The 25277-nt window shown below is 41.1% G+C and carries 23 protein-coding genes; 12 read left to right on the plus strand and 11 right to left on the minus strand.

Annotated elements, in window-relative coordinates; all coding sequences use genetic code 11:
- Window positions 1-29: 29 nt before the first annotated feature.
- The gene (locus AFM12_RS02200) at window positions 30-626 is read right to left on the minus strand and encodes a DUF975 family protein (protein ID WP_055143640.1); all 597 of its coding nucleotides are present in this window, start codon (window positions 624-626) and stop codon (window positions 30-32) included.
- Window positions 626-1099 (minus strand): hypothetical protein, encoded by a 474-nt coding sequence (locus AFM12_RS02205; RefSeq protein ID WP_055143641.1) that lies wholly within the window; start codon window positions 1097-1099, stop codon window positions 626-628. The genes AFM12_RS02200 and AFM12_RS02205 overlap by 1 nt, the downstream gene beginning before the upstream one ends.
- A 296-nt stretch (window positions 1100-1395) precedes the next feature.
- On the opposite strand from AFM12_RS02205, the gene AFM12_RS02210 reads away from it, so the two are divergent.
- Window positions 1396-1812, plus strand: a complete 417-nt coding sequence (locus AFM12_RS02210; protein ID WP_055143642.1) for a hypothetical protein — start codon at window positions 1396-1398, stop codon at window positions 1810-1812.
- Here the strand turns inward: AFM12_RS02210 and AFM12_RS02215 are convergent.
- Window positions 1802-2227, minus strand: a complete 426-nt coding sequence (locus tag AFM12_RS02215) for an RrF2 family transcriptional regulator (RefSeq protein WP_055143643.1) — start codon at window positions 2225-2227, stop codon at window positions 1802-1804. The genes AFM12_RS02210 and AFM12_RS02215 overlap by 11 nt on opposite strands.
- A gap of 86 nt (window positions 2228-2313) precedes the next feature.
- On the opposite strand from AFM12_RS02215, the gene AFM12_RS02220 reads away from it, so the two are divergent.
- The 5 genes from AFM12_RS02220 (at window position 2314) to AFM12_RS02240 (ending at window position 7171) form a co-directional block, all read left to right on the plus strand.
- Window positions 2314-3525: an RsmB/NOP family class I SAM-dependent RNA methyltransferase gene (locus AFM12_RS02220; RefSeq protein WP_055143644.1), complete on the plus strand. Its 1212-nt coding sequence runs from the start codon at window positions 2314-2316 to the stop codon at window positions 3523-3525.
- A 61-nt stretch (window positions 3526-3586) separates the two neighbouring features.
- Window positions 3587-4114, plus strand: coding sequence for a hypothetical protein (locus AFM12_RS02225; RefSeq protein WP_055143645.1), 528 nt, complete (start codon window positions 3587-3589; stop codon window positions 4112-4114).
- Window positions 4115-4276: 162 nt separating this feature from the next.
- Window positions 4277-5641, plus strand: a complete 1365-nt coding sequence (locus tag AFM12_RS02230) for a Gfo/Idh/MocA family protein (protein WP_055143646.1) — start codon at window positions 4277-4279, stop codon at window positions 5639-5641.
- Between the two features lie 70 nt (window positions 5642-5711).
- A complete protein-coding gene (locus AFM12_RS02235; RefSeq protein ID WP_055145064.1) occupies window positions 5712-6575 on the plus strand; it encodes an alpha/beta hydrolase in 864 nt (287 codons plus the stop codon).
- A gap of 74 nt (window positions 6576-6649) precedes the next feature.
- Entirely contained in the window at window positions 6650-7171 is a 522-nt protein-coding gene (locus AFM12_RS02240; RefSeq protein WP_055143647.1) for a rhodanese-like domain-containing protein, read from the plus strand.
- 15 nt (window positions 7172-7186) lie between these two features.
- Here the strand turns inward: AFM12_RS02240 and AFM12_RS02245 are convergent, their stop codons facing one another.
- The 4 genes from AFM12_RS02245 to AFM12_RS02260 all read right to left on the minus strand — a co-directional run bounded on the left by AFM12_RS02245 (window position 7187) and on the right by AFM12_RS02260 (window position 13117).
- Window positions 7187-8470 (minus strand): FGGY-family carbohydrate kinase, encoded by a 1284-nt coding sequence (locus AFM12_RS02245; RefSeq protein WP_055143648.1) that lies wholly within the window; start codon window positions 8468-8470, stop codon window positions 7187-7189.
- A gap of 51 nt (window positions 8471-8521) precedes the next feature.
- Window positions 8522-9796 (minus strand): sugar isomerase, encoded by a 1275-nt coding sequence (locus AFM12_RS02250; RefSeq protein ID WP_055143649.1) that lies wholly within the window; start codon window positions 9794-9796, stop codon window positions 8522-8524.
- Window positions 9797-9871: 75 nt separating this feature from the next.
- Complete coding sequence (locus tag AFM12_RS02255) at window positions 9872-11989, minus strand: bifunctional rhamnulose-1-phosphate aldolase/short-chain dehydrogenase (protein WP_055143650.1); 2118 nt, start codon at window positions 11987-11989, stop codon at window positions 9872-9874.
- 96 nt (window positions 11990-12085) lie between these two features.
- Entirely contained in the window at window positions 12086-13117 is a 1032-nt protein-coding gene (locus tag AFM12_RS02260) for a GntR family transcriptional regulator (RefSeq protein WP_055145066.1), read from the minus strand.
- A 183-nt stretch (window positions 13118-13300) separates the two neighbouring features.
- Between AFM12_RS02260 and AFM12_RS02265 the strand changes: the two genes are divergently transcribed.
- Window positions 13301-16075, plus strand: coding sequence for a PQQ-dependent sugar dehydrogenase (locus AFM12_RS02265; protein ID WP_055143651.1), 2775 nt, complete (start codon window positions 13301-13303; stop codon window positions 16073-16075).
- 75 nt (window positions 16076-16150) lie between these two features.
- Here AFM12_RS02265 and rlmN read toward each other — a convergent pair whose 3' ends face one another.
- Complete coding sequence (rlmN, locus tag AFM12_RS02270) at window positions 16151-17191, minus strand: dual-specificity RNA methyltransferase RlmN (protein ID WP_055143652.1); 1041 nt, start codon at window positions 17189-17191, stop codon at window positions 16151-16153.
- Between the two features lie 107 nt (window positions 17192-17298).
- Here rlmN and AFM12_RS02275 point away from each other — a divergent pair, with 107 nt between their 5' ends.
- Entirely contained in the window at window positions 17299-18585 is a 1287-nt protein-coding gene (locus tag AFM12_RS02275; protein WP_055143653.1) for an aspartyl protease family protein, read from the plus strand.
- On the opposite strand, the gene AFM12_RS02280 is transcribed toward AFM12_RS02275, so the two are convergent.
- Window positions 18582-19310 carry a hypothetical protein gene (locus tag AFM12_RS02280; RefSeq protein WP_055143654.1) on the minus strand — a complete coding sequence of 243 codons (729 nt, stop codon included), beginning with the start codon at window positions 19308-19310 and terminating at the stop codon, window positions 18582-18584. The two genes, AFM12_RS02275 and AFM12_RS02280, sit on opposite strands and share 4 nt — an antisense overlap.
- Before the next feature lie 116 nt (window positions 19311-19426).
- On the opposite strand from AFM12_RS02280, the gene AFM12_RS02285 reads away from it, so the two are divergent.
- From AFM12_RS02285 to AFM12_RS02295, 3 genes are read left to right on the plus strand one after another with little or no spacing between them, the layout of a single operon-like run.
- The gene (locus tag AFM12_RS02285) at window positions 19427-20296 is read left to right on the plus strand and encodes a DNA/RNA non-specific endonuclease (protein WP_055143655.1); all 870 of its coding nucleotides are present in this window, start codon (window positions 19427-19429) and stop codon (window positions 20294-20296) included.
- Entirely contained in the window at window positions 20265-20945 is a 681-nt protein-coding gene (locus AFM12_RS02290) for a class I SAM-dependent methyltransferase (protein WP_157687263.1), read from the plus strand. Before AFM12_RS02285 ends, AFM12_RS02290 begins: the two co-directional genes overlap by 32 nt.
- Before the next feature lie 53 nt (window positions 20946-20998).
- The gene (locus AFM12_RS02295) at window positions 20999-22213 is read left to right on the plus strand and encodes a cation:proton antiporter domain-containing protein (protein ID WP_082391159.1); all 1215 of its coding nucleotides are present in this window, start codon (window positions 20999-21001) and stop codon (window positions 22211-22213) included.
- On the opposite strand, the gene AFM12_RS02300 is transcribed toward AFM12_RS02295, so the two are convergent.
- Together AFM12_RS02300 and AFM12_RS02305 are read right to left on the minus strand one after the other, a co-directional pair.
- Window positions 22210-23517 (minus strand): Gfo/Idh/MocA family protein, encoded by a 1308-nt coding sequence (locus tag AFM12_RS02300; protein ID WP_055143658.1) that lies wholly within the window; start codon window positions 23515-23517, stop codon window positions 22210-22212. The genes AFM12_RS02295 and AFM12_RS02300 overlap by 4 nt on opposite strands.
- Before the next feature lie 11 nt (window positions 23518-23528).
- The gene (locus AFM12_RS02305) at window positions 23529-24347 is read right to left on the minus strand and encodes an SGNH/GDSL hydrolase family protein (RefSeq protein ID WP_055145068.1); all 819 of its coding nucleotides are present in this window, start codon (window positions 24345-24347) and stop codon (window positions 23529-23531) included.
- Between the two features lie 384 nt (window positions 24348-24731).
- Between AFM12_RS02305 and ispF the strand changes: the two genes are divergently transcribed.
- A complete protein-coding gene (ispF, locus tag AFM12_RS02310) occupies window positions 24732-25214 on the plus strand; it encodes a 2-C-methyl-D-erythritol 2,4-cyclodiphosphate synthase (protein ID WP_055143659.1) in 483 nt (160 codons plus the stop codon).
- The last annotated feature ends 63 nt before the right edge of the window (window positions 25215-25277 follow it).

A 25277-nucleotide genomic window follows, 5' to 3' on the forward strand; every position in this document is an offset into this window, starting at 1 on the left:
CCAGCCCTTTGATTTTCATTTAGCAAATCTTAAGGTTGCTTTAGCTGTCCGGTCTTCAGCTTTTCGTAAAACAAAGCATTAGAAGTACTGATAATTGGAATTACAAACAGCAGACCTACAACCAATGCCAGTAAGCCCAGAATACCCATACCAAAGTACAAAAGACAAAGAAGGAAATACTTCATTTTCCATCCATCCATCATCTCCCAGCTTTTCTTCATGGCATCTATACCTGAGATTTCTTTGTCTTCGGCCAAAATATAATAAGTTTGAGATAAACCAAGGCCTAAAATAACTCCCGGGATGATTAGAGCGATAAAGCCAAGCATAACCACAATAAGGCTAACGATAGTTGCAACTAAAGTGGCTACATAATTTGTTTTGAAGCCCTCAAAAATGTCTTCTATCCTTTCTTCCTGTCCTCTGACAATCTTCAGAAAAAATGTAGCAGAACCCACGGCCAAGGCTCCTGAAAGGAAAATGTTGAGTATGGCCAGTTTTTCATCTATGGCACTACCGAGGTTACTGATAAGTCCTACAAGAATAACTGCCACTATAGCCAGAATCCATTTTTTTGAAACTAACTTATAGGCATGACTAATTAAATCAGGATTGGTGTACTGCATTATTTCATATGTTTTAAGTTAAGAGCATAAAGGATCACGAAAATGATACCGAAAAATGCGATACCTCCTCCGGCCATTGCACCGAGAATACCTTTGTAAATCATAAGAGGAGCGATAATGCCAACTGCCGTACCAATGACATAGAGCCAGAAGCCTTTTTTGTCAAGTCCCCACATTAATACAGCACCTAACAGGCATAATAGAGCAGAGATGCCGTTGGCAATAGACATGTTTTTGACATTTTCTACAGTAAGCCCATCTGTTACTGCTCCCATGATTTTTCCCACCATAGCGGCTTCTTGTTCAGTGTCAGCTTCGTCTTCTATCTGATCCATAGCATCTTCCATTACATCGTTGGTAAGGCCTACTGCCATTTCAGCATTAGAGTAGCTTGTAATTGCATTAAATATGCCGTATCCGCTACCAATAAAAGTAAGAATACAGAGAACGGTTAAAAAAGTCGGTCTGGTCATCTTGATAAGATTAAAGGGTTAAACATGATCCAAAAGAACGCATTTTTCATCTTCTTTTCAAAATCGTGAAATTCAAATACATAAATGGCCCTTTTGTGCGGTTAAACGGGTAAATGCAGCATTGATTTTATTTTACGGATTGGTTGGGGTTTTTGTAGCGAATGATTGTAGAGTATTGACAAAGAGCACTTTGTGGCCTGCTAATCTGAAGTAAGTTTTATGTCGTAAAATAAAAAAATAAAGAACCACGGTGTTTCTGGCTTATTTTAATGGGTTCAAATAACTAAGAATTGATCATGAAAAAATTAAGTGTAGTTATTCTCCTCCTGGTGGTTTTTACCTCGTGTACCAAAAAGGAAGTTCTTTCTCTGGCAGATCAGGTTTCCGGTAATTATGATGTTGTTTTTATTGAATCCTCCGTCGGGAATTCCAATGTTCCTATCCAGGGAAATAATTCAACCATTGATTTTGAGCTTACACTAACCAAAGTCTCTGACACTTTTGTAGATTTTCAAATGTCTCAACTTACCACAACTGGCGGTAGCACAAATATTGAAAAAGCAGGTGCCGCTATGGAGCTTTCAGAGTCTATGTCAGGAGTAATTGATTTTTCCGTTGGCACCAACAAAGTGGCGACTTTTGAAAACGGAACACTGCGGTTTTCTTCTACACTTGGTGGAGAGGATATTACGTTTGTCTGTACTAAGCTGTAGGTTCTTTTATAAGATCAGCGACGGTGGTTTTTTCGTACACGGCGAGGTTGGCATCTCTTACATGTCCCAGAATTGGCCGTAAAGTACATTCATTCTCAGTTTTACAATCTTCGCATTGTCCGTAGAAGTTCAGAGAAACACACAAAAGAGGAGCTATGGGCCCATCAATAATTCTCAAAACTTTGGCAAAGGTGATCTGTTCGGGGGGCATTCTAAGCAGATAACCGCCTCCCTTGCCCTTTTGACTTTGCAGCAGGCCATTATTTCTCAATTCAAGTAGAATAGCCTCCAGAAACTTCTTGGGAATATTTTCCTCTTCAGCAATTTTTGAAATCAATACGGGTTTCTTTTCCTCGTAGTTGGTGCCGAGGTATTTCAATGCCTTGAGTGCGTACTTAGCCTTTTTTGAGATCATATTTGATTAAGAAGCTTCAAACAAAAGTAAGCTATTTTTCCTGAAGTCAATGTGATAGAAGTCATATAGAACTATCTTTGATCCCTATGGTAAAAAAACTTCACAGGCCGCTTGTAGAGGCTGTTTTGACTAACCTTATCCAGATTTTTAACGAAAACCGGAAGGCCGATCAAGTGATCATTCGTACTCTGAAAAGTAATCCGAAATGGGGGAGTAGAGACCGTAATTTCATTGCAGAAAACACTTATGATATTATCCGCTGGTGGCGTTTGTTGAAGTATTGTCTGGTAATCAATGAACGTAAGTTTAGCGAAGAGGCTCGTTTTTGGGAAATGGTCGGTGGCTGGTTATGTATTCAGGGTTATGATTTGCCGGCTTGGCCGGAGTTCAAAAATCTTGACCCGGTTAAAATTCTGGCTCTTTATGAATCTGAAAACAAAACCAGAAAGGTTCGTGAGTCGGTGCCCGACTGGCTTGATGAACTCGGTGAGGCTGAAGTTCCGAATTGGGACGATGAAATCCATGCATTAAATCAGGACTCAAAGGTCTATATCAGAGTCAATACGCTGAAAAGTAATAAAGCAGAAGTGATTTCTGCTCTTGAAAAAGAGGAAATAGAAATTGAAGAGGTACCGGACGTGGAAAATGCTTTGAGACTCAAAAAGCGGAGAAAACTAGACCATCTCAAAAGTTACAGGAAAGGTCATTTTGAAATTCAGGATGCGGGTAGCCAACAAATCGCTGAATACCTTGATGTCAAACCAGACTCCTTTGTGATAGATGCCTGTGCAGGTGCTGGGGGCAAAAGTCTTTATCTGGCAGCACTCATGAATAATTCAGGGAAAATAGTATCCATGGATGTGGAAGGTAGAAAGCTTAAAGAGTTGAAATCCAGAGCCTCCAGAAATGGAGTGGAGATAATTACAACTGACCTTATCAGGGAATCAACCCTCGACAAGTATCAAGGTAAGGCCGATTATTTATTATTGGATGTTCCGTGCTCAGGCACTGGAGTCCTCAGAAGAAACCCTGATGCTAAATGGAAATTGAAGCCTTCATTCATAGATCAGGTCAGACAAATTCAGGCGAGTATCCTAGATGATTACACGGCCATGCTAAAGCCGGGGGGTACGCTTGTCTATGCTACCTGTAGTGTTTTGAGAAGCGAAAACGAAGATCAGGTAAAAAATTTCCTGAGTCAACATGTTGAATTTGAGCTGCTTGATGAAAAAAGAGTCAGCCCAGCTGAAACGGGTTTTGATGGCTTTTATATGGCAAAATTGAAAAGAGTAAAGTAGAAGAGGCCCCTTTGGACCAGTTTTTGTGATAATCATACCGTCAGGAAACAAAAAAAAGTGTATGATTAAAAATCGACTATTCAGGCATTTTTATGTCTTGTTCGGTGTGGTTTTACTTTGTTCATTTGTCTTCTTCAGATCTTCCAAGGAGATAGATCTCGAGCAAAATGAGTTAGCCTACTCCGACACAAAAATCACTCTCAATTTTGGTGGAATCGAGGAACTGATACCTTCAGAAAAGCAAGTTTTCAGATCTGATGTTTATTTATCGGACATCAATCTAAACGATGCGGGTTTTTATTCGAAAGAACAGGTGGTTATGCTTTTGAGTAATCAGATGCTCTCCTCCAGGTTTGTAAACGGGAACTACAGCATCGTTCCTGAATTCCAATCAGGAGAAACGGGAGTTAAGGCAAAATTACTGAGTCTTAATGGTTCTGAAACCGACATCGAAGTGGTTTCGGGTACTGTTGAGTATGAAGGAACCTATCCTCAGGTCCATTTGACTTTTGATTTCTTGCTGTCAAATGGTGAGAAATTAAGAGGCAGTTATTTCAAAAAAATGCAAAGCTTCAAGTACTTTTTTTAAGTGCTAATCGAAATTGAGCCAAAGGCCTTTGAATTATAGATTCAGAGGCCTTTTTTATTTTTAAGCCATCAAAATTAACCGTTGGTCTTCTTTTAAATGGACAAACCTTCTTCTTACAATAGAATTGTATAATTTAAGTGCCATTAAATAACCTATTGAAAAATGAACCTTAACCGAAGAACCTTTATCAAAGGAACAGCGGCTTCTTTAGCTTTAAGTTCTGTAGCAGCCAGAGGGGCTGTGATTAACCCTGAGAAAACTTATAGAGTAGCTTTATTAGGTACCGGCTGGTATGGGAAATCTGACCTTTTCAGATTAATTCAGGTGGCGAATGTTGAAGTCGTTGGACTTTGTGATGTTGACACCAAGCAGCTGTCTCAGGCTCAGGAGATGGTGAGCAAACGTCAAAAATCTGGTAAAAAGCCAAATGGTTATGGCAACTACAAAGATTTGTTGGCCAAAGAAAAACCTGAGATTGTTCTTATCGGTTCGCCTGATCACTGGCATCCTTTGATGTGTATTGATGCCATTAAATCAGGAGCTCATGTGTTTGTACAAAAGCCTATTTCCGTGGATGTCATTGAAGGTGAGGCGATGTTGGCTGCTGCCCGTAAATATAATAAAGTCGTTCAGGTAGGGACTCAAAGACGCAGCACCCCCTTTCTGAAAGAGGCTAAAGAAAAATATATCGATACCGGGAAACTCGGTAAAATCTCCCATGTGGATATTTGTTGTTATTACCCCATGAGAAATGGTAGCAACCCGCCACTTCAGGCTGTTCCGGATCATTTAGATTATGAGATGTGGACAGGACCAGCCCCTTTAAGACCATACGATGGTTTACCCCACATCAGATGGTGGAGAGCCTTCATGGAATATGGCAATGGAGTAGTTGGCGATATGTGTGTTCATATGCTTGATGCCGTTCGATGGAGTATGGATTTAGGCTGGCCGAAGAAAATCTCTTCTACAGGTGGTATATGGGTGCAAAAAGATGCGAAGTCAAATATTACAGATACTCAAACAGCCCTCTTTGAGTATGATGATCTGAATATTGTCTGGAATCACCGTACCTGGGGTAGCCCGGCTGACCCGAAATACCCTTGGTCGTATAAGTTCTATGGAGATAAAGGTACCTTAGAGTGTTCTACCATGATGTATGATTATACCCCTTTGAGAGGAGTAGATGCCGAGCCGGAGCATGTAGATGTGGTCATAGATCGAACAAATTATCCTGAAGACTTAACCGAGGAGCGAATTGAGTTAAATGCTGCACCGGCCATGCGGGCTCATATGCTTGATTTTCTTGCAGCTATAGAAAACGGAGGTAGGCCGGTTGCAGATATTGAGCAGGGCCATATTTCTACAGCTTCTTGTATTTTGGCCAATATTTCTCAAAGTCTTGGCGGCAGAGATTTAGTATACGACCCTAAAACCAGAACAGTGGTTGGCGACCCGGAAGCGACGGCATTGCTGATGAGGCCTTACCGGGAGGGGTATGTGCATCCGCATCCAGATCATGTTTGATTTAAATTGATTTTAGATGAAAGGAGTTGAACCAGGGTCAGCTCCTTTTTTCATACAAAAACACAGTGCAATGAAGTTTATCTGCCTATTCTCAATTTTACTATTTTCTGTTGTTTCTATTTCAAAAGCACAGGAGTATGAACTTGGCGAAGACTCTTTCAGACAGGAAGGCGTACCAAGTGGAAAGGTCACTAAGTACATATGGGAGAGTCCATCATTTCAAAATTTCAGAGAATACTACGTTTATGTCCCGGCTCAATATGACGCATCAAAACCGGCTGCATTAATGGTATTTCAAGATGGTCATGCCTATGTGGATACAAACAATGACTGGCGTGTGCCCATAGTTTTTGATAATTTGATCGCTAAAGGCCAAATGCCGGTGACAATTGGGTTGTTTATTACTCCCGGACATCCTACAAAGGATTTTCCGGAGAACCGGTTTAGAAATGCCAACAGAGCTAATGAGTATGACGAGCTCAACGATTTGTATGTAACGATGCTTCTGGACGAGCTTATCCCCGAATTAAAGAAAACGCTTAACATCTCTGAAAACCGAAAAATGCACGCAATCTGCGGCCTTTCATCCGGGGCAATTTGTGCCTGGACCGCCGCTTGGCAACGACCTGATTATTTTCATAAAGTGTTAAGTCATATCGGAAGCTTTACCAATATCAGAGGTGGTCACCACTATCCGTTTCTTATTCGAAAGTCTGCTCCAAAAGACATTAAAATATACCTGCAAGATGGCAGTAATGACCTGAATAATATTCATGGAGACTGGTACATTAGTAATCTTCAAATGGCCTCAGCTCTGCGGTTTAAAAACTATGATCTGGAAACCAACTGGGGCACCGGTGGGCATGACGGGAAGCATGGTGGAGCTATTTTGGCAGAGTCTCTGAAATGGTTGTGGAGTGATGTGATACAATAATATAAAACTCTTTATCAAAACTTCTTAAAGAAGACTTATTGCAATAGTTTTAGCATGAAAATACACTATTAACCATGCGAATTATTGATAATAAAGAAGCCCTTCAGGCCACAGAAAATGGAGATGCCGTAATCATTGATGTAAGAGAACGTGCAGAATTTAGAGAGGGACACCTACCACAAGCAATTAACCTGCCTTTGTCTAACTTTTCTGAAGAAGCTTATTCCCTTTTTACAGACCAAAAGGTGTGTTTGATCTGTAAATCACAAAACAGAGCTAAGCAGGTTTATCAGAAACTGGAAAAGGCAGGCATCGATAATACTTTTGTTATGACTCTTGGCTATGACTATTTTCAAAGTTCGAAAGAGTCGGCAGTTAAACAGGAAGTCAAAGGTTGGACAATTGACCGTCAATTCAGAATGACCTTGGGTGTTTTGATGGTTATTTTTCTTCTCGGCTATAAATTCGTTGGAAATAACTTCCTCATTATTCCTGTAATTCTTGCTACGGGTCTTGTGATCACTTCAATCATTGATCGATGCTATATGCGAATGGGGATTGCACTTTTGCCCTGGAATAAAGGGAAGAAAAATTAGCACCCTCTTTGAACGTTAAACTTTAAGAAGAGAGATTAGGTCTGTAGGCATAGTCTTATCATTCCATTTATCATGAATGGCCAACGCCGCTCCGAGTGATGAAGCCTGAGCTAGCTCGGCTGCGTAAAATTGAATTTCGGGAAAAGCCTCTTTTAAGCCTTTCAAAAAGAAATGATTTTTGCTGAAACCACCATCAATAAAGATTTGCTTGATTTCAGGCGTTAGAATGAGTTTTAGGGCGTGAATTTGTTTCTCAATTAAATCCTCCATGAAGGCCGTGTAGGCTTCTTCAGGCGTTTTGAAGTTATTTAGCTCTATCTTTTCAAAAGACCTTTTACTCTCTATCTCCTTTGGTCTCAAAGATTTGAAAAAGTCTTTTTTAACTTCGAAATACTTTGCAATCGTATTCACCGCGTCTTCATGCATTTGCCCGGCAAAAAGGCGGGATGCTTTTACCTGATGACCTTCAAAACTGATAAAACTCAGACAATCCTGCTGCAGCTGTTCTTCGGTTAACGGACTGGAGTTGAAAGGGTTCAGGCAAATACTCCATGTACCGGTAGAAATCAAAATGAAAGGCTCTGAAAATGACTTTAAATAGGGGATAAGAGCGGAAGAACTATCATGAAGCCCAACACCTACAAGAAGTCCATTTTTCTCAAAAACGGTATCACTGGACTGAATCGGAGGAAAAAGGTCTGCCAGCCCTTCTTTCTGTACCCATTTGTGGTATTGATTTTTTTTAAAATCCCAGAGACGGGTATGGCAGCCAATACTTGTCAATTCCGTAACAGGTTCTGCTCCAAAAGTATAGGCCAGATATTGAGGGAAATGAAGAGCGTTTTTGATCTTAAGAAAGAAGTCCGTCTTTTCGTATTTGAGCCGGTATGGTTGTAATCCCGAATTCAAATTTCCCAGAAAAGGGGAGGCGGTTTCTGCCGAGAGGCCTTCTTCTAAACCATATTTCTGAATCAACCGAGCTCTTAAGTCCTCTGAAAAGGGTTTGAGGTAGTTGTAGAGAGGCCCTAATTCTGCTCCATTTTCATCCAGATAGATGAAAGAGGCCCCGTAACCAGAGAAATTGACGGCTTGAATTTCAAAAGAGGAATCTTTTTGAACCTTTTCAAATGAAGTCCTCAAAAAGGCTTTCAAAGCAGCCAAATCCTCGCAGGGGAAGCCGTCTTCATCAACTGTTTCGGCCAATTCCTCTGAATATTGATAAACCACTTCATACTGCTCATTGAAAAGCAGAAGCTTCTTATTGGTTTTACCGATATCGAAGATGGCAATGGTTTTCATTTGGCCCTACCCCAACCCTTCCCCAAAGGGAGGGGCTAGCGAAGTGTTAATTTAAAGTCCAGTAGCTACTGTTTTAGATCCTCTTTCACGTATTAACTTATCCCGTACATCCATTTTGCGGTAAAAACCAATTGGATTTAAGGCCCCACCAGCTCTCAGACGAGCTTCTGCCACCAAAGCTCTCATATCTGTACGGAAGGCGTTCTGAAGAATGTTTTGAGCTACTACCACGTCATTATCTTCACGTGCATTCTCCAATGCCTCTTTGTCTACTGACAAAGCCTGAGCATAGGCGAGCATGATGGCTTCCACAGATTGTAGTAGATCTTCCAGAGGATCTTTAACATTGTGTGACGCATCAATCATCCAGCCCAGGTCTTTCGCATGATTCATTCCTGCTGCATCCATTCCTGCCACCAATTCATTGAAAATCAAGAATAACTGGTATGGTTTGATAGCACCGGCAGTCAAATCATCATCTGCATATTTGGAGTCATTGAAATGGAAACCGGCCAGTTTACCTTCCATCATCAATAAAGAAACTATCTGCTCGATATTCGCATTAGGCAAGTGATGGCCCAAATCCACCAATGTTTTCGCTTTTGGACCTAATTTATTGGCAAATAGAAGGGACTGCCCCCAGTCGCCCACCGTCATAGAATAGAAATTCGGCTCAAAAGCCTTGTATTCCACAAACATTTTCCAATCCTCCGGTAGCTCAGCATATATTTTTTGAAGGCTTTCCAGCGTATTTTCAAAAGCCTTTTTGAAGTTGATTTGACCAGGGAAACAAGAGCCATCCGATAGCCATACCGTCAAAGACTTAGAGCCGAGTTCAATACCATGTTTTATGACCTCAATATTATGATCAACCGCCTGCTGACGAACAGCCGGATCGGTATGCTGAAGCGAGCCAAATTTATAACTCAATTCCTGATCGGCCTGGTCTTGAAATGTATTGGAATTGACTGCGTCAAACACCAATCCATGTTCATCTGCCAGAGCCTTGATAGCGGCCGCATCTTTTGGTATATCCCATGGAATATGAAGCGATATTGCTCCTGAGGCTTGGTTGAGAGCATGAAGTAAGCCGACATCCTCAATCTTTTGCTCTAATGTAGCAGGTTCACCACCGCCCGAGAAACGTCCAAAACGTGTTCCGCCGGTTCCTAAAGCCCAGGAAGGAATTGCAATTTGAAAATCCACCAGTTTCTGAATGATGGCCTCAGCATTAGTCACTTCCTTTTTAGTGAAAGCGAGTTTTTCCTGATGGAACTCCAGCAGTCCCTCGTTATATTCCTGAATATCTTCTTTATTGAGTTTCATTTGTTGGTAAGGTTGAATTTAGAAACAAACGGAGAGCATTTCCCGCTCTCCGCTTGATTCTGCAATGTCCAAAAGTTAACGATAAAAGCCCATGGCTACTCCACCATCTACATTGATAGCGTTTCCGGTTGATTTATCCAATAAACCACCTACCAGAGCAAAGCAGGCATTGGCGATATCTTCCGGAAGAATAATTTCGTTTAGAAGCGTTCTTTTAGCGTAAAAAGCGGGTAACTCTTCCACTGTAATTCCATATGCTTTTGCACGGCCTTCGGCCCATCCCCCTGCCCAGATGTTTGAATCTGAAATAACAGCGTCAGGGTTCACCATATTTACTCTGATTTTGTCACCACCAAGTTCAGCGGCCATCAAACGCGTCATGTGAGCCTGAGCAGATTTTGCTGATCCATACCCCGGATTATTTGGTCCGGCCACTACGGCATTTTTCGAAACAATATTGACAATATCACCGCCAATTGCCTGTTTTTTTAGGACTTTAACCCCGGCTTGAGATACAATGAATTGCCCTTTGACCAAAATATCATACAAACGATCCCATTCTTCCAGAGAGTGATCTTCAATTGATTTTGAAATACTGATTCCCGCATTATTGACCACTAGGTCAACACCTCCAAACGCCAGAATGGCATCTTTGAAGGCTTTTTCAGTACTTTCTTTGTCCGTTACATTTAACAACGTTGAAGCCACAGCATCTTTTCCGAAGGTTTTAGTAAACTCTTCAACGGCCCCTGCCAAACGTTCTTCGTTGATGTCATTCAGAACTACACAAGCTCCTTCTTCTGCAAATTTTTTGGCGATAGCTTTTCCTATGCCACCGGCTGAGCCTGTTACCAATGCAATTTTCCCTGAAAGTGCTTTTGGCTTTGGCATACGCTGAAGTTTTGCTTCTTCCAATAACCAATATTCAATATCAAAGGCTTCCTGACGAGGTAATGAGGTATATTCTGAAACAGCCTCAGAACCCTTCATTACATTAATGGCATTGATATAGTACTCAGATGCCAGACGAGCAGTTGTTTTATTCTTCGCAAAGGTGAACATTCCTACACCCGGGTATAAAATTACCACCGGATTAGGATCACGCATGGCTGGCGAATTATCATGCTTGCAGGCTTCATAGTACTCAGTATACATTTGGCGGTAAGCTTCAAAAGCCGGAGTTAATTTCTCTTTGACTCCCTCGGTACTGCTTAAATCTTCATTTGGATCAAGCTCAAGTACCAATGGAGAAATTTTAGTCCTCAGAAAGTGATCAGGGCATGAGGTTCCCATTGGAGCCAGTCTTTCGAGATCATTAGAGTTCACATATTCCAGAACCCTGGGGTCGTCGGTGAAATGGCCAACCATTCGCTGATGTGAAGAGCAGAATCCTCTTAAAATGGGAGCTATAGCAGCAGCCTGATCTTTTCTTTCTCCTTCCGGAAGCGATTCGATTTTCTGACCACCGAAAACATTATCATAATTGCTTTCAAGGTAATCCGCACATTTTTCAATGACCTCTAAAGTGTTGATATAACTTTCGTAAGAAGTCTCTCCCCAGGTAAACAAACCGTGAGAACCCAGCATGATTCCTTTAAGCTTGATCCCTTTGGCCTCTGCATTTTGAAGACACTCTCTGAGTTGAAGTCCCAGGTCAAAGCCTGGTCTCTGCCAGCCTACCCAGCCAATTTCACCATTGAAAAGCTCTTCGGTGATTTTCTCGCCGTCTTTGGCTGCAGCTATGGCAATAGCGGCATCAGGGTGCAGGTGGTCGATATGTTTGAATGGCAAAAAGCCGTGTAATGGTGTATCAATTGAGGGAGCTTTTGAAGCTAAATCAAAAATACAATGGTTGAATAGAGCAACCATTTCGTCTTCATGCTCAATACCACGGTAAACATTCTCCAAACCTCTCAATTTATTGAGATAAAGTGCCGCACAGCCGCCTTTGGTTAATGTTCCAATGTCCCCTCCGGAGCCTTTGATCCACATGACATCGGTTTCTTCGCCAGTGACCGGGTCTTTATCTTTGATTTTCACCGAGGTGTTTCCTCCGCCGTAATTGGTAAGTCTCAGGTCAGCTCCCAGCATGTTTGACCTGTATATAAATAGTGCTACTTCGTCACCTTCAAGCTCTTTCGCTTTTGCGTCATCCCAAAGGTAACTTACGTGTTTAAATTGAGGTTTTGCCATTGTATTCTTTTAGTTAATACAAAAGTATTTTTATTGAAGTCTTTATCAGTCCTGTGCTGAACTGTGCTTATCGGCAAGAGGGATGATTTTTGAAATTTAGAGCGAATCGCGAAGAGTAAGTTTGAATGGATTTTCAATGTGTTCTCCCGGTTTCTCCAGAATAAGTTTCGCGATACTTTTTCCCATAGCCTCAAAATCAGTGGACATGGTACTCAGGCCATTCAGAATGAATCTTTTTAGCGGCGTCTCATTATAGGAAATGATCCCTACATCTTTTCCTACCTGAAGTCTTGTGCTTAAGACTTTGTCAATCAGTATGATAAGATCATCTTCCATGAGGTTGATGTACACGTTGCCAGGCATTATTTCCTCTTCACTTATGGTGTGAATGATTTTAAAATCAAAAGCAAAGTCGCTACAGAAGTTCTCAAAACCTCTGATGATCTCTTTCGGATAATAACTGTTCTCGGGAAAAATAAGATTGAGAGTTTTGTACTTTGTCAGGCGTTCCTTGGCCTCCAATAGAGCGTCGAAAATATTTTTGTCGAAATTTTCATAGACAGCCCCAAATTCACCTGAAACATTTTTGAGAAGTTTATCAACCAGAATCAATTTGTCTTTTGGCAGTGAATTAATAATCTCCGGAGCTTTATCCTCTCCCTCTATGAAGTGTGGAATGATCACGAAATGGGTGTAATCATTTTTTCGCTTGTTTAAAATCTTATGGAAAAGCCCTAAATCATTATTGTAGACGTAAAAATCAATGGCAGCTTGGTCTCCAAGTTCCGCGGTCAGGGTATCATAAATAATTTTTTTATGCTGACTCAGCTTATTAAACAAAAGAAAAATGCTGAGGTGCTGACTAACGTCTATGCTCTTGATGTAGTAGCCTTTGCCAGGTACTGAATCAAGAATACCCATTTTGCGAAGCTCATTATAACCCTTCTCAACGGTAACTCTGGATATGTCAAATTCAAAACTTACCTCGTTGATTGAAGGCATCATGTCATCTTTTTTAATCAGCCCTTTTCTGATTCCGTCTAAGATGGCATTCCCAAGCTGTTGGTATTTAGGGGTTACTGAATAATCATCGATTTTAATAAGCTCCAGTACATTTATTCTATCCATGGGTTGAAATTTAAAGGCTTGCACAAAAAAAGGCAATTGGAGGCCAGTAAAAAAGGAAAAGTCAAATGTATTTCGGTCAAATAAATCGACCTTGTTATCAGCAGATTTATAGTATAGATCGAATTTGTGGTATTAATTTAATATGCCTGCCTATTTTCGTGGTTCTTAAGAAAACCATTATAGATGAAGAAAATAATTCTCGCTTGTGCCATTTGCTCTGTACTGTTCACAGCGTGCGAAAGCGGACCTAAAGACGACCCAAACGTAAAACCCGAAGACAACAGATTTACTGAAGTTACATTGGCCCAGGGACTTGATGAGCCCATGGAAATGACTTTTCTACCGGGAAGTAAAATTCTGATTGCCGAAAGGAAAGGTGGATTAAAACTGGTTAATGAAGAAACACGAGAAACGCTGGATGCCGGTTTTATCTCTGTCAATACCAAATATACCAATAAGGAAGGCAGAACCCGTGAGGCCGAAGAAGGGCTGATGGGTGTAATTGCCGATCCGAATTTTGAAGAAAATAACTGGATTTACCTTTACTACGCCGATCCTGATACTCCAAAGCATGTTTTGGCTCGCTATGAGTTCAAAGATGATTATCTGGTTGAAGATTCGAAAATAGTAGTTCTTGAAGTCAAAACCCAAAGAGAAGAGTGTTGCCATACTGGTGGTGGTATGACCTGGGATACAGAAGGTAACCTTTTTCTGACTGTCGGGAATAATACTGTGAACCCCAGAAGTGGTGCTTCAAACATGAATGAAGCCGAAGGTCACAAAAATGAAGATGACCAGCGTGCACCCGGAAATTCAAATGACCTGAGAGGTAAGATTTTGAGAATTACTCCACAGGCGGATGGTTCCTATACTATTCCTGAGGGAAACCTTTTCCCGGAGGGCACTGAGAAAACAAGGCCGGAGATTTATACTATGGGACACAGAAACCCATGGAGAGTATCTTACGATACCAAAACAGGGTATATCTACTGGGGTGAAGTTGGCCCAGATGCTAATGTAGACTCAATTTGGGGCCCGAAGGGTTATGATGAATTCAATCAGGCGAAAAAAGCAGGCTTTTTTGGCTGGCCCTATGTGATTGGTAATAACTTTCCATACAACCGCTATAACTCAGAGGACGGAACTTATGGAGAGCCATTTGACCCGATGAATCTGAAAAACAACTCGGTTAATAATACAGGTATTGTTGATTTGCCAGAGCCTGTTCCAGCGATGCTTTATTACCCATACGGGCCTTCGCAAGAATTTCCTCTTTTGGGGACTTCCGGTAGATCTGCTACAGGTGGGCCGGTTTATAGAAAAGCCGATTTTAAGAATGCTGAAAGACCGTGGCCATCGTATTACGAAGGAAAATGGCTGATTACAGACTTCATGAGGGGTTGGATTATGGCGATTACAATGGATGAAAACGGTGACTATGAGTCTATGGAGCAGGTATTGCCAAACAATTTCTACTCGGGTGCCATTGACATGGATTTTGGACCAAGCGGAGATATGTATGTGTTGGAGTATGGCACTGCCTGGTTTAGAGGGAACCCAAATTCAAGACTCGTTAAAATTGAGTATAACGCCGGAAACAGAAAACCAATCGTAGAAGCTGCCGTGGATAAGACTTCAGGTCAATTGCCTTTGAAAGTTAATCTGTCAGCTGAAGGTACGATGGATTATGATGATTATGATCAAGGCAATCTCAATTATAGTTGGATTATCAAAGAAGGTGGAGTTGAGAAGGATAGAGTCTCTGGTGAAAAAGTGGAATATACCTTTACCGATGCCGGAGACTACGAAGTAGAGCTGGAAGTTACGGATAGCAAAGGCGATATGAATAGCAAAACGCTTAATGTTTTTGCTGGGAATTCTGCACCACAGCTTTCAATAACCCTGGATAAGCCTAACAAGACTTTCTATTTTGGTGAAAAGCAAATTGGTTACTCTATAGCTGTAACAGACTCTGAAGATGGTTCTACTGAAAACGGTGCAATTAACGCGGATGAAGTCTCTACTACTTTCGATTTTGTGCCTGCTGGTTTTGACCCGATCGAAATGGCCGCAAATCATGCGACTGAAGATGAGTTAGCCTCCTTCTCTGTCGGCCGTCAATTGATAGAAGGAAGTGACTGTATATCTTGTCACCAGTTTGATAGTAAATCGATAGGACCAAGTTATGCTGAAGTTGCTGAGCGTTATCCAAATACTCCAAAGAACAGAGCGTACCTGATTGAAAAGGTCATTAATGGTGGTAGCGGGGTATGGGGAGAGCATGGTATGAGTGCCCACCCAGATCTTAGCAGAGCAGATGCAGCCAGAATGGTTGACTTTATTCTAAATATGAACTCTACGGCAAGTAGGCTCCCATTATCAGGAAGCGTAAATGCTGCAATTCCTGATTACGAAGAAAGCGGAAGCTTTGTGTTGAGAGCGGCGTATAAAGACCGTGGTGCTTCAAATGTAAAACCACTTCTTGGAGAGGAGATGATTGTTCTCAGAAGTCCTTTCCTTGAGCCGCATTCGGCTGATTTTAGAAAGTCAACAGTTGTTCAGACTGCTTCAAGAAATGCGTTTTACGCAATAGGTGATGGTTCATCCATAGGTTTTGCCGATATTGACCTTACGGGTATAAAGGAGATCGTCCTTTATGTTTCTACCGGCGGCCGTGCAGCTGTATTGGGTGGAACTGCTGAGCTTCATTTCGATGACCCTGACGGTGCTGCCATAGCGACTAGTGAGAAAGTTGGGATGGCTCCTGATCAAGGTTTTAGAAGACCACCGGCTGGTATGAGCTTTACTGAATTCAGAAGACAGAATGCTATGAAGTTAAACCTTTCTATTCCGGAAGGAACTGAAGGAAAACACAGCGTGTATTTCAAATTCAAAAATCCTGATGCAGGCGAAAGTGACTTCGTTTTCCAGATTCAGGAGATTGAATTCAGACAATAATAATAGTCTCAAATGCAAAAAAAGCCGTTCAGGAATTCCTGAACGGCTTTTTTAATGACTTCAAATAGAGCTCGTTTATTTCTCTTTAATCGCCAACTGCCCACACGCTGCGTCAATGTCCTTTCCGCGACTTCTCCTAATGTTTACTGTAATGCCTCTTTTCTCAAGGTAGTTGGCAAACTTATCGATTGCTTCAGGATCGGCGTTTTGATAATTCGCTTCTGAGATCGGATTGTATTCGATGATATTGACCTTTGAAGGGACTCTCTTGCAGAACTCCAGTAGCTCTTTGGCGTCTTCCAGTGTATCGTTGAACCCATAAAAAACGATATACTCAAAGGTAATTTTATTTCCTGTTTTGCGATAAAAATAGTTTAATGCCTCCTCCAGATTTTTAAGAGTGTTACTCTCATTTATCGGCATTATTTGGTTTCTCTTCTCATCATTCGCTGCATGAAGAGAAAGAGCGAGATTGAACTTGACTTCATCATCACCAAGTTTTTTGATCATTTTGGCGATTCCTGCGGTGGATACGGTAATTCTTTTCGGCGACCAGTTGAGTCCTTCTTCGCTGGTGATTTTTTCAACCGACTCCAATACCGCGGCATAATTGAGCAATGGCTCGCCCATTCCCATGTAAACGATATTCGTAAGCGGCTGATTGTAATTGTCTTCTGCCTGGTTTTTTATCAAAACCACCTGATCGTAAATCTCTGCCGCCGTTAGGTTTCGCTCCCGGTTCATATAGCCTGTGGCACAAAATTTACAACTCAAAGAACACCCGACCTGTGAAGAAACACAGGCGGTCATTCGGTCGGTTGTCGGAATCAATACGCCTTCAACCAGGTGACCGTCATGAAGTTTGAAGCCAGATTTGATGGTTCTGTCTGAACTTACCTGAGAACTGGATACTTGAACAGGAAGTATTGAAAAAGCACTTTTGAGTTTTTCTCTCAAAGGCTTTGAGAGGTTAGACATTTCATCAAAACTGGTGGCTGATTTTTGCCAAAGCCACTCCCAGACCTGCTTGGCCCTGAACTTCTTCTCTCCATTTTCAAGAAACCAATTGAGTAATTTCTCGAAGCTGAGTGTCCGTATGTCCTGTTTCTTCTCCATTTATCACGCAAAATTCAGTATTTACTTCATCATAACCTAAATTGAGCAACGATGAATGCGGAATTGGGACATTTAAGTACTAATTTTCGTTATGTCAATAGATTGACATGAGTCTGATAAAATCACATATCAACACATTATTATCCCTGTGCTTTTTGTTCTTATCCACGAATGCCAACGGCCAATTCAGGAAAAAGAAGGAGGTGCCTGAGCAGGCTTTTGGCTTTTTAATGAACACCAGAAGTGCTTCGGTATCGATTCCGTTTAAAGTCTATTCAAACCTTGTGGTGGTTCAGGCAAAACTTGACGATAGAGATTCACTAAATTTTATTATTGATACGGGAGTAAGTTCCATTTTTATAACAGACCCCGAATTAGCTGAAGAACTTGATTTTGATTACGTGAGAGAGGTTTCTATTGCAGGAGCGGGTGAAGAAACCGAGTTATTGGCTAAGGTTTCAGTAAATCACAAGTTTGTTCTGGATGAAATCACAGGCTATCAACAAAATGTTGTGGTTCTAAGTCGCGATATTCTTCAGCTCTCTGAGTTTATGGGGATTCCGATTCACGGTATTTTCGGACATTCACTTTTTGAGAGTTATGTGGTAAGCATAGATTTTAATACTATGTATCTAACTGTAACCAAACCTGACCGCTTTAAACTTCGAAGAAGACACGGAACGGCTTATCCCATCGTGGTTACACAAAATAAACCCTATACAGATGCCTTTGCTCTGGTTGATCAGGAAAACGGTACTCAAAAGCCGCTACGTCTGGTAATTGATACCGGAGCTGGTCATGCCTTGCTTTTGAACTCTGAGAACAGCCACATTGATCTGCCTGAAAAAACGATTCGAGCTAATTTGGGCAGAGGCCTCAATGGTGAAATCTATGGCGAGATAGGGCGGGTTTCAAAGATATCTGTTGGTGATGTAGAAGTCAATGACATTCTGGCTTCTTTTCCTGACTCGCTCTCCTTTAGTATGAAATTCCCTCCCACTGACGCTAACAGGCAGGGAAGTATTGGTGGCGAATTCCTCAGAAGATTTAAAGTAACCTTGAATTATCAGGAAGGTTATATGGCCCTAAAGGCCAATAAGCGAAAGATAAATCAGCCTTTTGAGCATGATATGAGCGGGCTTGATATCAGAGCTTATCGTGATAATCTTAACCGGTATTATATCAAAAACATCACCCCTGATTCTCCGGCCGATAAAGCCGGATTACAAGTGGATGATGAAATTGTCTTTTTTAACTCAAAGAATTCCAGCGAAATCTCATTGACTGAAATCTATAATTTACTCTCAAAAAAAGAGGGTAAAATGATCGATATCATTTACCGAAGAAACGGCAAGCTGGGCGTAACCGCATTTGAGCTGAAGAGAATTATTTAGAGGCGTAGCCCAAAGGTTATTCCTCCCGTAGGCTGAACTCCTTCCTTCAAAACAAAATTGGTAATGGCATTATCATAATTATAGTAGGAGTAGGTTGACTCCGTTTTTTGCTGTTCCAGGATGTTTTTTGACTGAAAGCGAATACCGCCACCTACATGAAGATCAAGGTATGCATATTGAAAGATGGTAAACTGTACGCCAAAATTTAACGCCGGCATTATGGATGCGTAATTCACTTTGCCGGTATCTGTAATAAGCGTGTAGTCGGCTTCGGTGGCTTCTGGTTTATACTGATATTCATAACGTGACTGATCATACTTGTTTTGGTTGAAGTCAAAACGAACTGATGGAGCGAAATAGACACCACTTTGACTGAATTCCTGATTAAAAATATTCGGGCCTCGATCTTTAAATTGAGGAACGTAAAAACGTCTTTCAACGCTGACCATAGCTCCTTTCCAATCGGCAAATGGTTCTAATTCTTCAGTCCCCAGAGGGCGTTCGTAATAAAAATCATCATCTGTTTTATACCGAAGGCCTAAGTGAAATTCCCAGCTTCGGCTGCGGTCAGTATTGAAAGTTTCATAGCCGAATGAAAGAGCTGATGTAGCCAGAGGAAGCGGGTCAAACTTAAATATTTTGAGGTTTTTGTTCTCCTTCTGCTGGGCAAATACAGCTAAAGAGCTTATCAATAGTAATGCGATAATTAGACCTATCTTTTTCATTTCTGTCTCAATTGTAGTTTTGAATTGTCTTAGTTGAATGATTTTTTACTCAATTCGGTTGCATATTGTAGTTTTAGGCCTCAGTCACCAAAACGAAGATTACAACTCCTTAGTTTATGGCCATCAGGAAATACTTCTGGCGTAATTACCTCTCAAATACTCTTATTTTTTTTCTTTTGATAGTGGGTGTCGTTTATGTTACCAGACCTGATATCATTCAAAATTTCCTATCTAAAGTAGGTTTGGCAGATCCGGTTTCCTATGACGTGGCTCATAGTCTGGCGAGCTCTGAATACCCTCAAAATATAGTCCCCCAGCCATCTACACGGGGTACATGGGTAGAGAAACCTAACTATATGCTGTATTATGATCAGGATATTATGCAGGCTCGCTTTACGCTTCATAAATTGACAGGGGCTAGCACGAGAGGTGAAGAGTGCAGATTTGGTTTAAGGTTTAATGAAGATGAGCTTATCGGTGTGGCTACAGCGGCTTATAGCGATTACTCCGGTTCGGGTTTTGATAGAGGACATTTAGTGCCGGCAGGTGATTTCAGGTGTTGTCAAACGCTGATGGAAGAAACCTTTGGAATGAGTAACATCGCTCCGTTTGATTCCCTGCTGAATCGTTATGCCTGGACAGAACTTGAGCTTAAAACTCGTAGCTGGGCGAGACGTTTCGGAGAAGTTTATGTCATCACCGGGCCCGTTTTTGAACACAGGACGCAGTATTTCGGTCGATATAATGATGTCAGCGTACCGACACATTTTTTTAAACTGATCTTTAGGTTGACCAAGAATTCCACAATTCCGGAGAGTACAGTGGCTTTTGTGCTTCCCAATGAGCCCGTTTCCCATTTTGTAATGGATCGGCATAAGGTGAGCATTGATCAGTTAGAAGAAATGACGGAACTGGATTTTTTCAAATTACTTCCGGATGACTTTGAAGCAGAACTTGAAAAAGCTTCACAAAACGGGAGCTGGTGATTTAAAAACGCTAAGTAATTTGAAATTCTACCCGGCCCTTAAATATCATTTTCTCACTCCATTTTATGACGTAATTATCAAATTACTGGTGCCGGAGAAAAGGATTAAAACAAGGGCAATTTCTTTTTTGAAGCCTCTCCACGAAGAAAGAGTACTTGATTTTGGTTGTGGCACAGGTTCATTATTAGAACTTTTGAGTCAAAAGGACTTAAAACTCCAACTCGTCGGACTGGACCCGGACCCTGCCATTCTAAAAATAGCCAGGACTAAAATAGGAGATAGAGCTAAATTTAATCAACTGTATACCAGAGTTTTACCTTTTCAAAATGCTGCTTTTGAGAAAGTCATCTCCTCCTGGGTTTTTCATCATCTGAGGGATGACGATAAACTGCATTATTTACGGGAGCTAAGAAGAGTTTTAACTGATGGTGGAACGATGATTATTGCTGATTGGGGGCAACCTTCAAGCCGTATGCAACACCTATTTTGTTTTGTAACCCGTCTTTTTGACAACTTTGAAACTTTTGAAAATCAAGTGAACGGGCGTTTTCCGTCTCTGATGGAGATGGCCGGTTTTCAGGTCACAGTGCTTGGAGAGGAGAAAACTATTTTGGGTACGCTCAAATATTGGCAATTATGCCCAAGATGAACTAAAAAACGCCATATTTGATTCTAGGATTTGATACTTCAACACCCAAGGGAATGAACACTAATTACCTTATACTGGCCCTTTGCATTATAGTAATGCTGTCTTATCTCTATAATATTATTAGCAGAAAGACTCGCATTCCTTCAGTTTTGTGGCTCTTGGGTACCGGTATTCTAGTAAACTATTTTGATGGAGAAGGTCTTGCTTCTCCCGGGGTTATTGATAAAGCCGTTCAGGTTTTGGGTACGGTTGGACTCATCGTTATTATACTGGAAGCGGCCCTTGACTTACATGTGGAGAAAGGTAAAATAATTCTAATTACGAGAGCCTTTGTGTCGGCATTGGTCATTCTTGTGTTATCCTCTTTTGCTATAGCCTATATAATTTCAGGCTGGCTTGGTGACGACTTTATGAACTGTTTGGTTTATGCCACACCGCTCTCCATTGTCAGTAGTGCCATCGTGATTCCAAGTGTTGGTATGCTTACAGAATCTACCAAAGAATTTATCATTTACGAAGCGGCATTTTCTGATATTCTTGGTATACTTTATTTTAACTATTTAATTGGTGCTGAAGAGTTTACAATTGGAAATGGTGCAATATACCTGGGCCAGATGCTAATCTCAATTTTAGTGTCGATCGGAGTTGCAATTCTTCTGATTTTCTTATTGAGCAAGATCAGTCAACAAATCAAATTCTTTTTGATTTTTGCTGTTTTGGTGGCTCTTTACGCCTTTGGGAAAATAATACACCTTCCTTCACTTCTTATCATTTTATTCTTCGGATTAATTATAAACAACCGTCACTTGTTAAATGTCTTACCTTATACCAACAAGGTTATTCCAAATGGTCGACGGTTTAAACATCTGGAAGAGCAAACCAAGGTGATTACACTTGAAACTTCGTTCATTGTACGTACTTTCTTCTTTATCCTCTTTGGATATTCTATCGATCTTCAGAAGATGGTTCAGACTGAGGTGTTGGCTGTTGGTACCTTTATCGTACTCACATTACTGGTCGTTCGTCTGATCTTCCTGAAATACATCAATCCAAAGGAAAGTCCGCTGCCTGAGTTGTTTTTAATGCCACGTGGATTGATTACCATTCTTCTGTTTTACAATATTCCGGACGAATACAGGCTGGCCGACTTCAACAATGGTATTTTGTTTTTCGTCATTATGGTTACCAGTTTTATGATGATGATCGGGCTTTTCTCGGCTAGCAAAGATGTTGTGGCCGACGTTGAAAGCTCCAAGTCAATTCATTAACCGGGTAGAACCCACGGTGCACGGTATTGTGGTTTTATAAACTCATTCACTTCACTATCGGTACTTTCTTGAGTTTGGGCATTCCAATCGATTTTTTTGCCTGTCCTGTAAGCCATATTACCCAGATGTGCCACTAATGCCGCATTTCTTCCCATTTCTATAGTACAGTTTGGTTGTTTTCGGGTCTTAATGCATTCAAGAAAGTTTTTGGTGTGCTCATCAAGACCGCTGCCATTGCTCTTTCTTTCTGGAAAAGTCAGCGTCATGAATTCACCATTTTCCGTTTGAGGAATCACTTTCCATGTACTTCTGTTGATGGCTAATATTCCGTTTTCACCTATAAAGGCTACTCCTGGCAGGCCCTGTTCTTCAAAATAAGGAGAGGTTCCCATGGCCATAAACTGTTCCCAAATCAGACTGAATTCACCAAAATCATAAACGGTAGTCAAGGTGTCAGGTGTTTCGGCGGCATTATCGGGGAAGGCCAGCTTACCCCCAATAGCGGCTACAGAAATCGGGTCTGTTACATTCATCCCGGCTAAAACCATATCAAGCATATGTACGCCCCAGTCAGTCATAAGGCCTCCTGCATAGTCCCAGAAATAGCGGAAAGTACCATGAAATCGGTTTTCATTGAATGGTCGTTTTGGTGCAGGCCCCAACCATCGGTCATAATGAACCCCTGAGGGAGTATCAGTATCAGGTTTGACATCAAAACCTCTACCATAGTTTACATCTGCCCAAGCCTTAACTTGCCTTATTCTACCCAGGTTTCCGGTTTTCAGATATTCCAGTGCAGCTATCCAGTGTGGGTCACTCCGCTGCCATTGGCCTACCTGAACCACCCGATTGTACCGAGCAGCAGCTTGAACCATTAGATTGGCTTCATAAATACTATTGGCAATAGGTTTCTCAACATAAACGTCCTTTCCGGCTTTGCAGGCATCTACCATATGAATACAATGCCAATGATCAGGAGTACCGACAAAAACGGCCTTTAGTTCATTGAGAGCTAGTAATTCTTCGTGTTTGACAAAAGTTTTGGGTCTCTTTCCGAATTTGGATTGAATTTCATCAGCTCTTTTGCGGAGAACATTTTCGTCCACATCACAAAGGGCAATACACTCTGTTCCTTCATTTTTTAAAAATGAATTGAGGTCTGCCCAACCCATGCTGTTACATCCAATTAGGCCTACTTTGATGGTTTCATTGGTCTGAGAAGAACCTATGGTGTTTACTGAACTGAGACCGGTAGCCAAAGTCGCCCCGCCTATAGTTTTGATAAATTTTCTTCTGGTATTCATAAGGTTGAGTTTTAATCTTTCAGGGCTTTGGCTAATAGATTGGCAATAAGCTCATTGCCTTCGTCTGATGGATGAAGACCGTCGTAGGTCATACCTACTGCATCCAATGGATAAGGATATTGATCTTTTTCCGGGTCAAAAGGAATTTTGGTGTATTCGGGATAACCATATTCCTGGTATTTTCCGGTTTCCGGATTCTTTAAATACTTGTAATTAACCAGCTTTTCAATACCGAGTTTCGGATGGTGGTAAAGGTCAATGACCGGGATATTCTCAGCTTCTCCAATTGCTTTGATCATATTTACGATCTCTTCAAGAGTTTGTCCATTTTTCGGTTGATATGAGCCAAAAGCATTGTTTTTGAAATTGTCAACATACACAAAATCAGAGCGTTGCATAGGAGTAATTATGACGAAATCCGCTTCAGCATTTAACCCTTTCAGATGATCAACGATTACCCGGAAAGCACCGGCAATGGTTTCCGTTCCGGAATTGTTTTGGTAATTTGATAAGCTGCCTTTTGGTAAACCTGCCCACCAGTCGTTGGTTCCCAGAAAAATGCTGTAAATATCAGCTTTTTGAATGCCGAGTTCTTCAATCTTTTGAGCGACCCGAACGGCTGTCCAACCGTTATAGCCATGATTGATGTAGTTAAGATTGGGAAGCTTTTCTACTGTCCTCGTCATATATCCCTTTTTTACCCGATGATAAGTTTCATCAGGATGTTCATTAAGATAGGTAATACTATCGCCCAAAGCCACCCAGATTTTTTGAGGGTTTTGCCACGCAAAAAGAACAAATAGAAGAGGAAGAATCAGCAGTTTTTTCAATTTCAATCAGGTTTGTAGAGCAATCTATTCATTTTTTAACACCTAAAAAAGGATATAAAATTTGAAACCTGGATGAGACGTTGGTATGATTGAAAATAAAAACCTGAGAATTGTTTTTTACTAAAAGACCAAAGAGTAAGTGAGGTTTAAATTGTAGTAAATGCCGATTTTTGGCCCGGCAGAATAAGGTCGATTCTTTTACTTTTTAATAATTCCTTAACACTCTGGAGAAGTTGAGTTTATATTGGATTTAAATCTTTGTTACGCATTCAGATGCAAACAAGTATTGGGCAAGAAAAAGCGGGGATTCGTCCTCGTTTTTTGATTTAGGTCTGGCTGGTGAAATTTCATTGCCTAAATTGCGGCACAAACCTAAAAAACGCAATGCATGGTATAAAAATAGGACATGGATACGATGTTCACCAGTTGGCTGAAGGCTACAAATTAACACTTGGCGGAATTGAAATCCCTCACCATGTAGGCTCTATGGGACATTCTGATGCCGATGTGCTGCTTCATGCTATTTGTGATGCCATGTTGGGTGCCCTTTCACTTGGTGATATTGGTCTCCATTTCAAAAATACCGATCCACGATGGAAAGGGGCCGATAGCAAAATCTTTTTGAGGGAGGTGAATAAAATGATCAATGAAAAAGGTTGGGAACTTGGTAATATTGATTCAACACTTATTCTTCAGGAGCCTAAAATTGGGAAATATGTACCTCAAATGAAAGAGGCCATTGCTGAGAGTCTTTCTATTCCAACAGACTGCATCAGTATCAAGGCCACAACGGCCGAAACTATGGGTTTTGTGGGAAGAAAAGAAGGTTTAGAGGCTCATGCGGTATGCCTTCTCTTCAAAAGATAAATTGAGATTCCTCGATTAAATCTGAAACTTGGTCTAAAAGAATTGGGAAATCTTAGAAGCACG

This window comes from Jiulongibacter sediminis (genome assembly GCF_001306455.1).
GTDB lineage: Bacteria > Bacteroidota > Bacteroidia > Cytophagales > Spirosomataceae > Jiulongibacter > Jiulongibacter sediminis.

Excerpts from the sequence above, each read along its gene's own strand:
- AFM12_RS02235 (WP_055145064.1), top strand. The coding sequence starts at position 5,712 with ATGAAGTTTATCTGCCTATTCTCAATTTTACTATTTTCTGTTGTTTCT.
- AFM12_RS02215 (WP_055143643.1), bottom strand. The coding sequence starts at position 2,227 with ATGATCTCAAAAAAGGCTAAGTACGCACTCAAGGCATTGAAATACCTC.
- AFM12_RS02295 (WP_082391159.1), top strand. The coding sequence starts at position 20,999 with ATGAACACTAATTACCTTATACTGGCCCTTTGCATTATAGTAATGCTG.
- AFM12_RS02200 (WP_055143640.1), bottom strand. The coding sequence starts at position 626 with ATGCAGTACACCAATCCTGATTTAATTAGTCATGCCTATAAGTTAGTT.
- AFM12_RS02255 (WP_055143650.1), bottom strand. The coding sequence starts at position 11,989 with ATGGCAAAACCTCAATTTAAACACGTAAGTTACCTTTGGGATGACGCA.
- AFM12_RS02285 (WP_055143655.1), top strand. The coding sequence starts at position 19,427 with ATGGCCATCAGGAAATACTTCTGGCGTAATTACCTCTCAAATACTCTT.
- AFM12_RS02205 (WP_055143641.1), bottom strand. The coding sequence starts at position 1,099 with ATGACCAGACCGACTTTTTTAACCGTTCTCTGTATTCTTACTTTTATT.
- rlmN (WP_055143652.1), bottom strand. The coding sequence starts at position 17,191 with ATGGAGAAGAAACAGGACATACGGACACTCAGCTTCGAGAAATTACTC.
- AFM12_RS02260 (WP_055145066.1), bottom strand. The coding sequence starts at position 13,117 with ATGGATAGAATAAATGTACTGGAGCTTATTAAAATCGATGATTATTCA.
- ispF (WP_055143659.1), top strand. The coding sequence starts at position 24,732 with ATGCATGGTATAAAAATAGGACATGGATACGATGTTCACCAGTTGGCT.
- AFM12_RS02225 (WP_055143645.1), top strand. The coding sequence starts at position 3,587 with ATGATTAAAAATCGACTATTCAGGCATTTTTATGTCTTGTTCGGTGTG.
- AFM12_RS02250 (WP_055143649.1), bottom strand. The coding sequence starts at position 9,796 with ATGAAACTCAATAAAGAAGATATTCAGGAATATAACGAGGGACTGCTG.
- AFM12_RS02280 (WP_055143654.1), bottom strand. The coding sequence starts at position 19,310 with ATGAAAAAGATAGGTCTAATTATCGCATTACTATTGATAAGCTCTTTA.
- AFM12_RS02220 (WP_055143644.1), top strand. The coding sequence starts at position 2,314 with ATGGTAAAAAAACTTCACAGGCCGCTTGTAGAGGCTGTTTTGACTAAC.
- AFM12_RS02265 (WP_055143651.1), top strand. The coding sequence starts at position 13,301 with ATGAAGAAAATAATTCTCGCTTGTGCCATTTGCTCTGTACTGTTCACA.
- AFM12_RS02210 (WP_055143642.1), top strand. The coding sequence starts at position 1,396 with ATGAAAAAATTAAGTGTAGTTATTCTCCTCCTGGTGGTTTTTACCTCG.
- AFM12_RS02300 (WP_055143658.1), bottom strand. The coding sequence starts at position 23,517 with ATGAATACCAGAAGAAAATTTATCAAAACTATAGGCGGGGCGACTTTG.
- AFM12_RS02240 (WP_055143647.1), top strand. The coding sequence starts at position 6,650 with ATGCGAATTATTGATAATAAAGAAGCCCTTCAGGCCACAGAAAATGGA.
- AFM12_RS02275 (WP_055143653.1), top strand. The coding sequence starts at position 17,299 with ATGAGTCTGATAAAATCACATATCAACACATTATTATCCCTGTGCTTT.
- AFM12_RS02230 (WP_055143646.1), top strand. The coding sequence starts at position 4,277 with ATGAACCTTAACCGAAGAACCTTTATCAAAGGAACAGCGGCTTCTTTA.
- AFM12_RS02245 (WP_055143648.1), bottom strand. The coding sequence starts at position 8,470 with ATGAAAACCATTGCCATCTTCGATATCGGTAAAACCAATAAGAAGCTT.